General features: G+C 74.6%; 13 protein-coding genes. 5 read left to right on the forward strand and 8 right to left on the reverse strand.

All coding sequences use genetic code 11. The features are described from left to right. Nucleotides 1–4 precede the first annotated feature (4 nt). A complete protein-coding gene (locus tag GA0070603_RS20850; protein WP_091316705.1) occupies nt 5–856 on the reverse strand; it encodes an SRPBCC family protein in 852 nt (283 codons plus the stop codon). A gap of 38 nt (nt 857–894) precedes the next feature. Beyond that, entirely contained in the window at nt 895–2,388 is a 1,494-nt protein-coding gene (locus tag GA0070603_RS20855; protein ID WP_139131907.1) for a KR domain-containing protein, read from the reverse strand. 146 nt (nt 2,389–2,534) lie between these two features. Here GA0070603_RS20855 and GA0070603_RS20860 point away from each other — a divergent pair, with 146 nt between their 5' ends. The 3 genes from GA0070603_RS20860 (at nt 2,535) to GA0070603_RS20870 (ending at nt 5,741) form a co-directional block, all read left to right on the forward strand. Beyond that, nucleotides 2,535–3,860, forward strand: coding sequence for a HEAT repeat domain-containing protein (locus tag GA0070603_RS20860; RefSeq protein ID WP_091316711.1), 1,326 nt, complete (start codon nt 2,535–2,537; stop codon nt 3,858–3,860). A 21-nt stretch (nt 3,861–3,881) separates the two neighbouring features. Further along, nucleotides 3,882–4,514 carry a DUF6073 family protein gene (locus GA0070603_RS20865; RefSeq protein ID WP_091316714.1) on the forward strand — a complete coding sequence of 211 codons (633 nt, stop codon included), beginning with the start codon at nt 3,882–3,884 and terminating at the stop codon, nt 4,512–4,514. Between the two features lie 114 nt (nt 4,515–4,628). Continuing rightward, complete coding sequence (locus GA0070603_RS20870; RefSeq protein WP_091316716.1) at nt 4,629–5,741, forward strand: SRPBCC family protein; 1,113 nt, start codon at nt 4,629–4,631, stop codon at nt 5,739–5,741. 29 nt (nt 5,742–5,770) lie between these two features. Here the strand turns inward: GA0070603_RS20870 and GA0070603_RS20875 are convergent, their stop codons facing one another. Genes GA0070603_RS20875 through GA0070603_RS20885 form a run of 3 tightly spaced genes read right to left on the reverse strand, consistent with a single transcriptional unit; the run spans nt 5,771 to nt 8,292 of the window. Next, the gene (locus GA0070603_RS20875; RefSeq protein WP_091316718.1) at nt 5,771–6,346 is read right to left on the reverse strand and encodes a copper resistance protein CopC; all 576 of its coding nucleotides are present in this window, start codon (nt 6,344–6,346) and stop codon (nt 5,771–5,773) included. Beyond that, nucleotides 6,343–6,909: a hypothetical protein gene (locus GA0070603_RS20880; protein ID WP_091316720.1), complete on the reverse strand. Its 567-nt coding sequence runs from the start codon at nt 6,907–6,909 to the stop codon at nt 6,343–6,345. The genes GA0070603_RS20875 and GA0070603_RS20880 overlap by 4 nt, the downstream gene beginning before the upstream one ends. Before the next feature lie 21 nt (nt 6,910–6,930). Further along, nucleotides 6,931–8,292: an ABC1 kinase family protein gene (locus GA0070603_RS20885; RefSeq protein WP_091316722.1), complete on the reverse strand. Its 1,362-nt coding sequence runs from the start codon at nt 8,290–8,292 to the stop codon at nt 6,931–6,933. 122 nt (nt 8,293–8,414) lie between these two features. Here GA0070603_RS20885 and GA0070603_RS20890 point away from each other — a divergent pair, with 122 nt between their 5' ends. Further along, nucleotides 8,415–10,286 (forward strand): AfsR/SARP family transcriptional regulator, encoded by a 1,872-nt coding sequence (locus GA0070603_RS20890; protein WP_167544569.1) that lies wholly within the window; start codon nt 8,415–8,417, stop codon nt 10,284–10,286. On the opposite strand, the gene GA0070603_RS20895 is transcribed toward GA0070603_RS20890, so the two are convergent. Beyond that, a complete protein-coding gene (locus tag GA0070603_RS20895; protein ID WP_091316725.1) occupies nt 10,250–11,173 on the reverse strand; it encodes a hypothetical protein in 924 nt (307 codons plus the stop codon). The genes GA0070603_RS20890 and GA0070603_RS20895 overlap by 37 nt on opposite strands. 69 nt (nt 11,174–11,242) lie before the next feature. Between GA0070603_RS20895 and GA0070603_RS20900 the strand changes: the two genes are divergently transcribed. Further along, a complete protein-coding gene (locus tag GA0070603_RS20900) occupies nt 11,243–11,917 on the forward strand; it encodes a winged helix-turn-helix transcriptional regulator (RefSeq protein ID WP_091316727.1) in 675 nt (224 codons plus the stop codon). Between the two features lie 5 nt (nt 11,918–11,922). Here the strand turns inward: GA0070603_RS20900 and GA0070603_RS20905 are convergent, their stop codons facing one another. After that, on the reverse strand, nt 11,923–12,582 hold the full coding sequence (locus tag GA0070603_RS20905) for an NADPH-dependent F420 reductase (protein WP_091316729.1): 660 nt from the start codon (nt 12,580–12,582) through the stop codon (nt 11,923–11,925). Then, nucleotides 12,579–13,013, reverse strand: a complete 435-nt coding sequence (locus tag GA0070603_RS20910) for an acyl-CoA thioesterase (protein ID WP_091316732.1) — start codon at nt 13,011–13,013, stop codon at nt 12,579–12,581. The genes GA0070603_RS20905 and GA0070603_RS20910 overlap by 4 nt, the downstream gene beginning before the upstream one ends. Nucleotides 13,014–13,015 lie beyond the last annotated feature (2 nt).

The following is a 13,015-nucleotide window of genomic DNA, read 5'->3' on the forward strand; positions in this document are numbered from 1 at the left end:
GCGGTCACGGCAGCTCCTGCCGGGTGCGGGCGCACTCCTCGGCCAGCGACAGCGCGGCCGTCCAGGTGGCGGCGAACCGGTGCCGCAGCGTCCGTTCCTGGAGGTCGCTGAGGCCCAGCCGGTGCCAGCCCTGGTGGGAGACGGAGAGCGTACGGCCGCGCTCGCCCGGCTCCGTCCGGACCTGGCAGGCGGTGACCGTGCGCGCCCCGGGGATCTCGACCGCGAAGGTGAGCGCCCGCTCGCGGTCGAGCTGCCAGTCGCGCAGGGTGAACCGGCGCGGGCCCTCCTCGTCGACCACGAAGAACCAGCCGGGGCCGGCGCCGTTGGTGGCGATGGGGAGCCAGTCGACCACCGTCTCCTCGCGCAGCGGGTGCCAGGAGCCGTTCGGCAGCACCACGCTGCCGTCGATCTCCTGCCGCCAGTCGTACCGGGAGGGTTTGCCGGTTTCCAGGTAGCGGGCCAGCCGGCCGACGAAGTCCAGCCACCCGGCCTTGAGCTGGGCCACCTCCGACCCGGGGCGGCCCGGGCAGCTGTCGTCCACGGTCAGCGTGGTGGCCTCCGCCCCGCCGGTCAGCGTCCAGCCGACCTGGCACTCCGGGCCGACGCCGAGGAAGCTCCACCGGAACAGCAGGCGGTCGCGCGGCTCGACGTGGTCGACCTCGATGTCGAAGAAGTCGCCGTCACCGAAGTCGACACGGGTGCTCGCCCCGGTCGTCATGGGAGCGGACAGGTGGCCGAACCACTGGGCGACCCGCCGCGGGTCGGTGACCGCCTCCCACACCTCGTCCACGGGGGCCGGCACGCTGACCATCACGCGCACCCAGTCGTCGGGCAGTTTCAGGTATCCGTCGGGCATCGTGCTCACCTCTCTCAGGAGCGGGCGGACCGGGTGTCTCAGGTGCCGGCGGGCAGCAGCCGGTAGCGGGAGCTGCGCAGTGCCGGCCCGTCGGGGTCGGCGCCGGAGCGGACCACGCAGTCCACCCCGTCACCGGTGACCGTGGCCCGGACCAGCAGCGGCGCGCCCGGACCGGCCGTCCCGTCCGGGATCAACGCGGCGCCGCCGGCCGCCGCCTCGGCCACCGCGCGCATCGCCATGTCGAGGTCGCCGCCGGCCGGCACGACCAGGGCGGCGTCCACTCCGGGTACGCCCTCCGGCCGCCCCGACCAGGCGCCCTGCGTGCCGGGGCGCTCGCTGCAGACGAGCAGCGAGTCGGGCAGGTCCTCGTCGGGCGGGGCGTCGACAAGCGCGGCGAGCAGCCGGGTGGCCGCGGCGACACCGGTGGCCACCGGCACCGGCACCATGCCGAGGTGCCGGGCGGCGACCCGGGCCACCTGCCGGGCCATCCCGGCGCCGGACCAGAGTGACCACTCGGCGGTGCAGCAGCGGACCCCGGGGTGCGTGGCGGCGTACCGGGCGGTGGCCCGGTGCAGCAGTTCGTTCGCGAGGGCGTAGCCGGCGAGCCCCGGGTGCGCGCCGTGCGCGGTGAGCGAGCCGAAGGTGAGCACCGCCCGCAGCCGCTTCGCGCGGACCGTGGCGAGCACCGTCTCCAGGGTGGCGACCTTCGCGGCGACCAGGGCGTCGACCTCGGCGGGGCCGAGGCGTACCCCGGTGCCGCCGGCGATCCGGCCGGCGCAGTGCACGATCGCGGTGGGCCGCAGCCCGGCCAGGGCCGCGCGGGCGGCCGCCGGGTCGGTGAGGTCGAGGGTGAGCAGCCGGGCCCGGGGGCAGCGCCGCCGCAGCAGGGTGAGCATCCGGCGGACGTCGGGCGGGGCGTCGTCAGGCGTACGCACGTCGAGCAGGACCGGGACGGCGCCGGCGGCGGCCAGGGCGACGGCGAGGCGGCTGCCGAGCCCGCCCAGGCCGCCGGTGACCAGGACGGTGGCCCCGGCGAAGCGTGGCGCCCGGCCGGGCAGCGGGGCGGCCCGCCAGCCGAGGGTGTGCACGGTGCCGTCGGCGGCCACGGTGAGCTCGTCGGCGGCGGACGGCGCGGCGAGCAGGCCGGCGGCGCGGCGCAACGCCGCCGGGGTGGGGTCGCCCAGCGCGACGGTGCCGACCGGCCGGCCGTCCCCGGCGCCGAGCCCGCGCAGCAGGCTGCCGCCGCCGGCTCCGTCGTGGACCAGCGTGAGCTGCCGCCCGGCGGCCCGCTGGTACGCGTCGAGCAGCACCCCGGCGCCGCCGGCCGGCCACCGTCCACCGAGGACCAGCACGTCGGCCTCGGGTCCGGCGGCCGGATAGGGCTGCCGGCGCAGGTGCCGGACGAGGGGGTGGTCGGCCGGGCCGGTCACCCGCCAGCGGGTCGCGCGGGGGGTGGGCCGGACGGGCGCCGGCGCGGGCCGCAGGGCGCGCAGGGCGATCCGGGAGGGGCGCGAGAGGGGCTCAGGTGACATGGGGCACCTTCCACTCAGCAACTTCATAAAGATATATCGATCGTGGTCTTGAAGCAATCACGAGGCTGAGCAACTTGAAAGAAATATAGGGAACGCGGAGCCCCTAGCGTCGAGGCACAGGCCAGAAAGCGCCGAAGGAGGCAGCAATGGCAATCGATCTCTGCAACAAGTCGCCGGGTGCTCTCGCGGAGGGCGCCCAGGGTGCGTGGGAGGAGGCGGTCCCGGCCGACGCGGCACCGGTCAACCTGGACGCCCTCACCGCGGACCAGCGCGACGCGCTCAACTTCTCCTACCGGACCACGCTGCCGGCGATGGACCCGCGCTTCGTCGCCGGTGACCCGGCGGCCTGGGCGAGCGACTTCGGGTACGCGCTGAACAAGGTCGCGGTCCGGCTGGACAACCGCACCAACCAGGAACTGCGCGACGCCGCGCTGAACCACCCCGACGCGGCCATGCGCGAGCAGGCCCTGTTCGAGTACGCCGACCGCGACCTGCCGGACGCGATCGAGCTGCTCGGCCAGGCCGTGCTGCACGACCCCAACCGCGAGGTCCGCTGGGACGCGCTGTGGGCCATCGAGAAGCTGGGCGGCGCCCACGCGGTCGCCAGCCTCAGCAAGTTCGCCAAGGACGCGGACCCGGAGATCGCCGAGTGGTCGCACCTGTTCCGCAGCGAGCTGCAGACGGGTGACCCGGCGTTCGACGGCCGGGCCGGCAAGTTCACCCCGGGCCGCACCTTCGACGAGACCATCTACCTGCTGATCCACTGCGACCTGTACGTGCGGCTGGACGACTCCAACCAGCACTGGGGCAAGATCTCGCTGGCCCCGCAGGGCCTGGCCCGGATCTATGGCCAGGCGCACGCCTGCCCGAACGTGGCGACCCGCGAGCGGCAGCTGGTGATCGCCAAGACCATCGACGGGCTGCACGCCGACGGCTCGCCGCACTGCGACAACTACCTGTTCCGCGGGTTCACCGACCGCACCCGCCGGGACCGGGGGAACTTCTTCTTCGAGTCGCTGGTGCCCCGGACGTTCTTCAAGTCCGGTCACGCCGACGACCCGAGCGAGGGCACCCGCCAGGCCAACATCGGCTTCGCCCGGTACGGCACCTGGCACCTCGACCCGAAGTTCCAGATCCACGACGAGGCGGCCATCCGCTACGTCCGTGGTCGCTTCCAGGGCTGGGGCTACATCAACCTGGCCCGGATCGCCGGCCGCTCCATGGAGGAGATCCTCCAGCCGGGCAACGGCGTGCTCTCCACGCTGCACGACCCGGAGATCGGCCACATGACCAACGCGTTCATCCTCGGCACCTTCAAGGGGAAGCTGAACGACTGGGACGGCGACGGGGTCATCGACATGAACTCGCGCGACGTCTACTCGACCGTCGACGGCGAGATCGACATGAACCAGGACGGCGTGGCGGACCAGCCCGGCCTGACCTGCTGCGACCACACCACCCTGCTGCCGTAACGAAGGAAGAGGACACCAGAGATGAGCACCAAGAGCGTTCTTTTCGGTCGCCCGGTCCAGACCGAGGGCGTGCCGAACGTCTACGCCGGCGCCCCGGTCGTCCCGTGGACCCCGCCGGAGCCCGGCATCGACAACCTGGGCATCAACTCGATCGACACCTTCGCGGTGCCGGGCGTGGGCGAGTACACGGTCGCCTTCGACGGCTGGGTGCGGGTGGTCCGGTCGCCGTCCACCTCGGGCGAGTGGGCCGACGCCGAGGTCTACACCAACCTCATCGAGATGAAGATGGTCGGTGAGTGCGAGGAGCTCGGCAAGATCACCGTCACGCTCAACCCGGACTGCCTCTCGGCCGGCCAGATCCGCACCCCGTTCGACCCGTACGCGGGTGAGGGGCCGTCGGCCAAGGCCTGCCGGATGGCGGTCGGCGCGATCTTCGACATGCCGAAGCTCGGGCTGAAGCTGATGAACCGCGAGCCGATCATCCTGACCATCGACGACGTGCGCAGCATCCCGCCGGCGGGCGCCCCGGGCAAGGGCCAGATCTACCGGATGATGCCGCTGCTCGACGTCAACGACCCGGACGGCCAGCCGGTCGCGTACCTGACCAGCCTCCGGTTCAACATGGGCGGCTACCTGAAGCCCGACCAGATGTGATTCCCCACGGTGCGGGAGGCCGGCTCCGGCCGGTCTCCCGCACCGGCACGACCGCCCCGCCCACCACGGCCGGGGCGCGGCAACCCGAAGGAGCGACGACAGTCGGAGGTTGGCATGCCCGTGGACGACCGGAGCGCACCCGCTCCCCGGCTGGAGCCCCGACCGGGCTTCACCGGGGTCGCACCCGATGACTTCCCGCTGCTGCACCGCAACGGCGGCTACCCGCTGGCCCAGGACCGCTGGGAGCGGCTGGTCAGCCAGGTCCACATCCCCGCGCCCGCCGACCGGGTCTGGTCGGCGCTCACCGATCCGGAGCAGGTCGCGCAGTGGCTCGCGGTCTGCCGGGGCGGGTGGGCCACCGCCGACGGCGAGGCGATCCTCGACTTCGAGGACGGGGAGTTCTTCTTCTGCCGGATCCGGGACGTGCGGGAGCCGGCCTCGGGCGGCGAGGGCCGGCTGTCGTACCTCTGGCGCTGGGTGGGGGTGGGCCCGGCCACCGAGGTGACCTGGCAGCTCACCGCGACGCCGCACGGCACCCAGGTCACCGTCGTCGAGGAGGCGTTCAACCCGCCGTCGGACTGGCGGTCCTGGAACGGCATGGGCTGGCCCGGCATCCTCGACCAGCTCGCCGACTTCATCCGCACCGGGGTGCCGTGGCGCTGGCCCTGGCGGCGGATGGGCCCCTACGTGCAGACCGAGCTGCCCGGCACCACCTTCGAGGTCTGGGGGCTGCTCACCTCGACCCCCGCCACCCAGTTCTGGCTCAGCCGCACCAGCGGCAGCCTGGACGCCGGCAGCGAGGTCGGCCTGATTCTCGGTGACGCCAGCGGGGTGGCCACCATGACGGTCACCCGGCACGTCGAGGCGTACCAGCAGTTCCCGTCGTACCTGCCGCGGCTGGAGTTCCGCCTCGGGCGGCCGGGCTGGCCGGGTGAGCTGGAGGGGCACCTCTGGATCGAGCCGGCCGGGCTGGGCGGCAGCATCATCCAGGTCTTCCACTCCAACTGGGAGGCGCTGAGCACGATCGCCCCGCCGCTGGACGAACGCAAGATCCTCACCGGCTACTGGGTGGGCGCGTTCGGCCGGGCCGCGCTGCTCTGCCAGCGGGCGTTCGGTGACTCGTTCCCGGCGGCGCCGCCCGGCCGGGACCTGGACATCCCGGCCGACCTGAACGGCACCGGGAACGGTCAGCGGGTCGACGCCGGCCCGCACGGCTGGAGCCGGTAGGACCCGGTGGCGACGCCGGCGGAGGGCGGTCATCCGGACCTCCGGCGGCGTCGCCACCAGACCAGCCGGGCGCCCAGCACCACCAGCACCACGGCGTTGGCGGCCAGCACCGCCAGGGTCAGCGGATCGGGCGGCCCGGCGTGGCCGGCGTGGCCCTCGGCCTCCGCGGGCGCCGCCGCGTCGGCGTCCACCGGTGGCGGCGGGCCCGCCGGACGGCCGACCGCGAAGGCGTACGCGCCGCTGGGCTCGGACCCGTCGGTGAGGGTCACGTGGTACGCCACCACGTACCAGCCCTCGTCGAGCGGGGGCAGCGTCTCGCGTACCCCCGTGCCCTGGATCGTGGCCACGCCGCGATCGACCCGCTGCCCGGCGGCGGCGGTGACCGTGACGTGCGCGTCGCCCCGGCGAGGGCGGCTGCCGAAGGCCAGCTCCACGGCCGGCGGGGCGGCGGCGAGCACCGCCCCGCGGGCCGGCGTGGCGGTCACCACCGGGTCCTCCGGCACCCGGAACAGCGGCCGCAGCAGCACCACCGCGCCGATCAGCAGCACCAGCGCCGCCGGGACGCGGCGCAGCGCCACGCCCCGGCGGGGATCCGCTGAGGTCATGCCGACACCCGGTGCGGTGCGGCCCGGTCCGGCGCGGTGGTGGTCGCACCGCGGCCGGAGTCCCGCAGGTAGTGGTACATGGCCACGACCATCGGCAGGAAGACCACCGCGTTGTAGAACAGGTGCAGCTGGACGCGGGGGAACCAGAACTGGAGCACGCTTGTCGGCACCGGCCGGCCGGCCAGGTGCGCGCCGGTCTGCGCCTGGACCAGCAGCAGCAGGTGCTCGATGTGGTGCCAGAACTGGATGGCCAGCGCCACCGTCCACCAGGTGCGGGCCCGGCCCGTGAAGCCGGGGCGCAGCGCCCAGAGGCCGACGAGCATGACGAGCGCGTAGCCGTAGTGCAGCCACTCCGAGCTGATCAGCCACGGGAACGGCAGGCCCAGCACGCCGCGGGCCTTCGGCACGGGCCAGCCGAGGCCCCAGATCTGCACGGCCTGGGCGATGTGCTCGGCCCAGTGCCCGAGGACCACAAGCATGAACAGCATCACGGCGGTCCGGTGGTGACGGCCGTTCAGGTTGGTCAGGAGCCCGTTGCGGTCGGTGTGCGGTCGGTCGGTCACGGTTTCCTCCTCGTGGGGCGGTCAGCCGGCCCGGCGCTGCGGGGCCAGGTGGGCGGTCTCGGCGGCGGCGCGCAGCAGCATCGGGCGGGCCGCCGCCTGGAAGTCGATGTCGGGGTCGAGGTCGCGGACGGTCCCCTCGATCACCAGCAGCGACAGCAGCGGGAAGACGAACTCGGACGCGGCGTACAGGCCGAAGTCCCGTTGCAGGGTGAACAGTTCGGTGCCGAAGCGGGTGAGCTGGAACTCCTTGGCCGGCACCCCGGTGTTCCGCTTGACCAGCTCGGCGACCCGGCCGATGAAGCCGTCGACGTCCGCGTCGGGCGCCACCCGGACCGCGCTGTCCACCACCACCTCGCCGCACTGCCGGCCCCGTCCCAGCGCCAGGCCGAGGAAGAAGTCGGCGAACTGCCGGCGTACGGTCGGGTCGAGCCGGATGCTGAACCCGGCGTCCAGCACGACCACCCGGGGTCCCTTGAAGTAGACGTTCCCCGGGTGCAGGTCACAGTGGACGAAGCCGTCCAGGAAGAGCATCTGGTAGACCGCGCTCACGGTGCGGGCGGCCAGCCGGGGCCGGCGGGCCGGATCGATCTCGGCGACCGGGCGGGCCACCAGGTCCGGGATGAACTCCATGGCCAGGCAGTTGGGCCGGCACAGCTCCGGGAGCGTCGCCGGGATCCACACGTTGTCGGACTCGGCGAAGTTGCGCCGCAGCTCGGCCAGGTTGGTCCGTTCGCCGGCGAAGTCGAGCTGCCCGAGCACTGCCGCGCAGACGAAACCGGTCAGCTCGGCCAGCGGCACCCCGCGGCCCGGCGGCAGCTTCTCCGCCAGCGCCGCCGCGCCGTGGATGAGGGCCAGGTCGAGCGCCATCCGGCGGCGGATGCCGGGGCGTTGCAGCTTCAGCGCCACCTCCCGGCCGTCCGGCCGGACGGCCCGGTAGACGCCGGCGATGCTGCCGCTGGCCCGCGCCGTCGTCTCGACCTCGGTGAAGTGCCGGCTCAGGTCCGGCCCGTACGCCTCGCGCAGCGCGCGGCGCACCTGCCGGCCGGACATCGGCCGGACCCGGTCGTGCAGCCGGCCCAGCTCGTCGCAGAGCAGGGGCGGCAGGAGGTCCCGCCGGGTGCCCATGATCTGGCCGAACTTGACCGGCGCCGGGCCGAGTCGTTGCAGGTGCCGGACCAGCCGGCGGTAGAAGAAGCGGGCCGCCGCGGTGCGGCCGCGCAGGGGTCGCAGCACCGCCGCGCCGGCCGCCGCGGGCAGCAGGTGTGCGGCGCTGCTGGCCACCACGAACGCGCCACGGGTGGCCAGGGCCAGGCGGGACTGGCGGGGGATGGTGCGGGAGAGTCCGGCGGGGCGGTCGCCGGGGAGGGGGTTCTCCGGGAGCATCAACGCCTCCTTGCACGGGGATGGGGTGTGCGTTAAGTGATCCGAACGTGGCGCACCGTCATGGACAGCGTTCTATGGATCCCCTAGCCTCTTGATGGGGGGAGGCGACAATGGGTGCTGCCGTGGACACTGTGCGGATAAAGGTGTTGGGCCCGGTCGCCGCGTTCCGTGACACCACCGAGATCCCCCTGGGGCCGTCCCGGCAGCGTGCGGTCCTCGGCTACCTCGCCCTGCACCCCGGGCAGCCGGTCCCGGTCGGCGCGCTCACCGAGGCGGTCTGGGGCGACGACGCCCCGGCCAGCGGCGACCAGCTCGTCCGGACGTACGTGGCGCGGCTGCGCCAGGTGCTGGAGCCGGACACCGCGCCGCGCGCCCGGACCAACGTCATCGCCTCGGTGCCCGGCGGCTACCGGCTCGACGTGCCGCCGGACCGCGTCGACGCGTCGCACTTCCAGCAGCTGCTCGGCCGGGCCCGGGCCCGGCAGGCGGCCGGCGCGCCGCACGAGGCCTTCGAGCTGCTCGACGCGGCGCTCGGGCTCTGGCAGGACCCGACCCTCGCCGACCTCAGTGGCCTGCTGGCCAGCCCCCGGCACCTCACCGCGCTGCGCGCCGACTGGGTCGATGCCGGCCTGCGCCACGTCGCCGTGGGGCTGAGCCTCGGCCAGGCGTCGGTGGTGCTCCCGGTGGCCGAGCAGCTCGCGGCCGTCGAGCCGCTCCAGGAGGCGGTGCAGGCCCGCTACCTGGAGGCGTTGACCCGCAGTGGGCAGCGGGCCGCCGCCGTGCACCACTACCTGAGCGTCCGGGCCCGGCTCCGCGCCGAACTCGGTGTCGAGCCCGGTCCGGAGCTGCGCCGGATGTACGCCGCCCTGCTGCACGCCGGGGACGAGCCGGGGCCGGGCGTCGAACCGCCGTCCCGGGCCGGGGCGGACGAACCCGACCGGCGGCCCGGCTGGCGCGGACCCGGCCCGGCGATCGGCCCGCTGATCGGCCGGGAGGACGACGTCGCCCGCTGCGCCACGCTGCTCGTCGCGCACCGGGCCGTCACCATCGTCGGGCCGGCCGGCTGCGGCAAGTCGGCCACCGGGCTGGCGGTCGCCGAACGCGTCGCCGCCGCGTTCCCCGACGGCGTGGCCACTGTCGACGCGGCCGAGGCCCGGGACTGCGGCGAGGTGCTGCGGCTGCTGGCCGAGACGCTGGAACTGCCGGGGCCGAACGCCGACCCGCTGCGCGCCGTAGCCGACAAGCGGATGCTGCTGGTGCTCAACGACGTCGAGCACCTCGGCTCGCGGGCCGGCGAGATGGTGGAGCATGCCCTGCACCGCTGCCCGCGCACGGCCATGCTGGTCACCTCCCGCCGCCGGCTCGGGCTCGCCCACGAGGCGGTGTTCCGGCTCGCACCCCTGCCGCTGCCCGGGACCGATGCCCCGGACGCGCTGCCGGACAACCCGGCCGTGCGCCTCTTCGTCCACCGGGCCGGGCTGGTCCGGCCCGGCTTCCGCCTCGCCCCGGCGGACGCGGTGACCGTGGCGCGTATCTGCCGCGGGCTGGACGGCCTGCCGCTGGCCATCGAACTGGCCGCCGCCTGCCTCTACACCGACAGCCTCGACGGGGTGCTGCGCCGGGTCGACGACCCGCTGGACGAGTTGCGGCCACAGCGGCGCGGCCATCCGCAGCACCACCGTTCGCTGCGCGCCGCGCTGCACCGCAGCCTGGCCGCGCTCGCCCCGGTCGAGAGGGCCTGCCTGGCCCGCCTGGCCGCCGGTGACCGGTGCTTCTCGCGCGACGAGGCGGCCGCCCGCTGCGCCGGCCTGGTCCCGCCGGCCCGGCTCGGGGCCGTGCTCGACCGGCTCGTCGACGAGTCCCTGCTGGACGCCCGGCCCGGGCCGGGCGTCCCGCGGTACCGGCTCCTCCGCACGGTGGCGCTGGCGGCGGCCACCGTGCCGGAGAGCGGGGAGCATCAGGCGTTCCACGGCATGGTCGGGAACCAGCCGTAGCCGAACATGGCCGGCAGCCGGACGTCCCAGTAGAAGACCAGGAACGCGCCGAGCGCCAGCAGGCTGACCCCGACGAGCAGGGCGGCCCGGCCGGGGCGGGACAGCCAGCGCTGGAACGCGCCCCGGGTGCCGAGCACCAGCAGCAGGGCCAGCACCGCCATGATGAGCACGTTGCCGAGCGACTGGAGCACCAGCACGAGCGCGCCGTAGAACGGGTTGTGGCTGTCCACGGCCTGCTCCAGCAACTTGTGGAACAGCGGGTACGGGCGGCCCACCAGGAAGCCGCCGACGAGCGCGCCAAGCGTCACGAGCCGGGCCACCGGCCGGCCGGCGAACGGGTCGGGCAGCAGGCCCAGGGCGGCCAGCCCGAGCCAGGCGAAGGCCAGCCCGATCACGCCGAACACCACGGACGCCTGGACCAGCCGGACCGGGAGGCCGTCGCCGACCGTGTCCGTGGAGAGCTGCGGCAGCCGGGAGCCGACGAGGACGGCCAGGAAGCCGTACACGGCGGCCACCGACACCAGCCCGAGGGCCAGCCAGCCCAGCGGGGCCAGCGCGGCGGCCAGCCGGCCGCGGCGGGGCGCGGCCGAGCACTCGGCGACGTCCGGCAGCGCGCCGAACACGGCGATGTTGCAGGCGGTGAACGTTCCGGCGAACCCGGAGACGAAGGCGAAGACCACCCCGGCCGCGGAGCCGGCGATGGCGGTCTGCTTGGCGTCGGTGCCGAGCACCGAGTTGGCGACGTTGTCGCCGATCACGTGGTCGACGAACTCGAACGACCAGAGCACGGCGAGCACCAGGCCGCCGAGCACGCCGGCGACGGCGGCGACCGGGCGGCGCCGGGTGGTGGGAACTTCGGTACGAGTGGAGCTGGCGAGGGCGGTCATCTGGCGGTCCTCTCCGGAGCCGGAACCATGGAATAGTGAAGGGATGGGATGCCCGAAAGGGAGCGAGCGATGGGGCTGCTGAAGGACCGACGCACCTACGACCAACAGTGCGGACTGGCCTATGCGCTGGACGTTCTCGGCGAACGCTGGACTTTGCTGATCGTCCGGGAGCTGCTGATCCGGCCCCGTCGCTACGGCGAACTCCTCGATGCTTTGCAAGGAATCGGCACCAACCTTCTGGCCGACCGGCTCGGCTTCCTCGTCGAAGCGGGGCTGGTCCGGCCGCTCGATCCGCAGCGGCGGACCGCGGGCTACGCGCTGACCGAGTTGGGTGAGCGGATGCGGGAGCCGGTGCTGAGCCTGGCCCGGTTCGGCCTGACCTACGCCGCCCACCAGCCGCCGCCGGCCGCTTCGGTGACCCGGCCGGCCTGGGCGATCCTCGCCACCGACGCGATGCTCGACGACACCCGCGCCCCCGGGATCGACGAGGTCTACGGCTTCGACGTCGACGGCGAGCAGTTCCACGTCGTGGTGGAGGGCGGCCGGGCGGTCCTGCACCCCACCGCCGCGCCCGACGCGACACTCCACGTGAAGACCGACGCGAAGACCTTCTTCCAGCTCGGGGTGCGGCGGCTGGACCCGCTGGAGGCGGTGCTCGCCGGCTCGGTGCAGGTCTCCGGGCCGCCGGCCGCCATGTCGCGCTGCCTGCGGCTGCTCGGCCTGGCCGGCAACCCGCTCGGCTGAGCCGGTCAGCCGGCCCGGCACGCCGGCTCCCACACGGTCCGGTCGCCGCTCGGCACGCCGATGTGGATGGACACCTGGCCGCGCAGGCCCTGCCGGTCGCTGACCGCCATCAGCAGCCCGGTCAGCGCCTCCAGGTGGCGGGCCGTGCGGATGCCCCCGGCGTCCAGTGGCGCGAAGCCCAGTGCCCGGGCCAGCGCGAAGACGTCCCGCAGCGCCGCCGGATGGTCGGCGGCGACCGGCAGCGACACCGGCAGGCCGTTGACCCGGCACCGGGCCAGCACCCCGGCCGGCACCGTGTTGAACGCCTTCGCCACCCGCCAGCCCTCGCCCGGATGGTCCGGGCCGGAGGCCCGGTCGGCGGCGAGTTCGGCCAGCAGTTCGCCGCCGGAGCGGCCGGGCGGCACCACCGGCGGCTCGCAGAACACCGGGTTCGTGGGGTCGACGAGGGTGCGACCCCGGCCGCGCCGCCCGGCCGGGCCCCGCAGGAACTCGACCGCGGCGGGGAACGGCACCGCGAGCACCACAAGCGCGGCCCGGTCGAGCAGGTCGGCCACCCGGCGCGGGTCGGCCCGGCCCGGCACCAGGAGGGGGTGGAGGCCGGCCTGCCGGACCGCCTCGGCCAGGCCCCGGCCCATCCGGCCCCGGCCCACGATGCCGACGGTCATCGGGCCACCACCGCGTACCGGCTCAGCGCCCGGCGCAGCTCGGCCGGCACCTCGACCGGTTCCAGGCCGTGCCCGGCCCGGCGCATGCAGGCCACCGTCTGCCGGCCCTGCGCCAGCAGCGTCGGCGGGCCGGGCGCCACCCGGACGTAGTCGAAGGACATCGCGATCCGGTGGCCGTCCAGCCGGTCCAGCATCATCCGCACCTCGACCTCGTCGAAGGCGCTGCCCTCGGCGTAGAAGTCGGCGTGGCAGTCGACGGTCACCAGGGCCAGCCCGTCGGCCAGCGCGGCCATGACGCCGGGCGCGTGGTCGGCCAGGAAGTGCTCCCGGCAGTGGCCCTGCCAGTGCAGGTAGTGGGCGAAGTAGACGTTCCCCACGAGGTTCGTCTCGTCGAAGGTCACCACGTGCCGGTGGACGTAGCTGTCGGGCATCT

It is taken from the genome of Micromonospora chersina (assembly GCF_900091475.1).
Taxonomy (GTDB): Bacteria; Actinomycetota; Actinomycetes; order Mycobacteriales; family Micromonosporaceae; genus Micromonospora; species Micromonospora chersina.

Bases quoted from the DNA above. Each gene is read 5' to 3' on its own strand.
- GA0070603_RS20870 (WP_091316716.1), top strand. From the start codon at position 4,629: ATGCCCGTGGACGACCGGAGCGCACCCGCTCCCCGGCTGGAGCCCCGA.
- GA0070603_RS20910 (WP_091316732.1), bottom strand. From the start codon at position 13,013: ATGCCCGACAGCTACGTCCACCGGCACGTGGTGACCTTCGACGAGACG.
- GA0070603_RS20875 (WP_091316718.1), bottom strand. From the start codon at position 6,346: ATGACCTCAGCGGATCCCCGCCGGGGCGTGGCGCTGCGCCGCGTCCCG.
- GA0070603_RS20855 (WP_139131907.1), bottom strand. From the start codon at position 2,388: ATGTCACCTGAGCCCCTCTCGCGCCCCTCCCGGATCGCCCTGCGCGCC.
- GA0070603_RS20900 (WP_091316727.1), top strand. From the start codon at position 11,243: ATGGGGCTGCTGAAGGACCGACGCACCTACGACCAACAGTGCGGACTG.
- GA0070603_RS20905 (WP_091316729.1), bottom strand. From the start codon at position 12,582: ATGACCGTCGGCATCGTGGGCCGGGGCCGGATGGGCCGGGGCCTGGCC.
- GA0070603_RS20860 (WP_091316711.1), top strand. From the start codon at position 2,535: ATGGCAATCGATCTCTGCAACAAGTCGCCGGGTGCTCTCGCGGAGGGC.
- GA0070603_RS20865 (WP_091316714.1), top strand. From the start codon at position 3,882: ATGAGCACCAAGAGCGTTCTTTTCGGTCGCCCGGTCCAGACCGAGGGC.
- GA0070603_RS20885 (WP_091316722.1), bottom strand. From the start codon at position 8,292: ATGCTCCCGGAGAACCCCCTCCCCGGCGACCGCCCCGCCGGACTCTCC.
- GA0070603_RS20895 (WP_091316725.1), bottom strand. From the start codon at position 11,173: ATGACCGCCCTCGCCAGCTCCACTCGTACCGAAGTTCCCACCACCCGG.
- GA0070603_RS20850 (WP_091316705.1), bottom strand. From the start codon at position 856: ATGCCCGACGGATACCTGAAACTGCCCGACGACTGGGTGCGCGTGATG.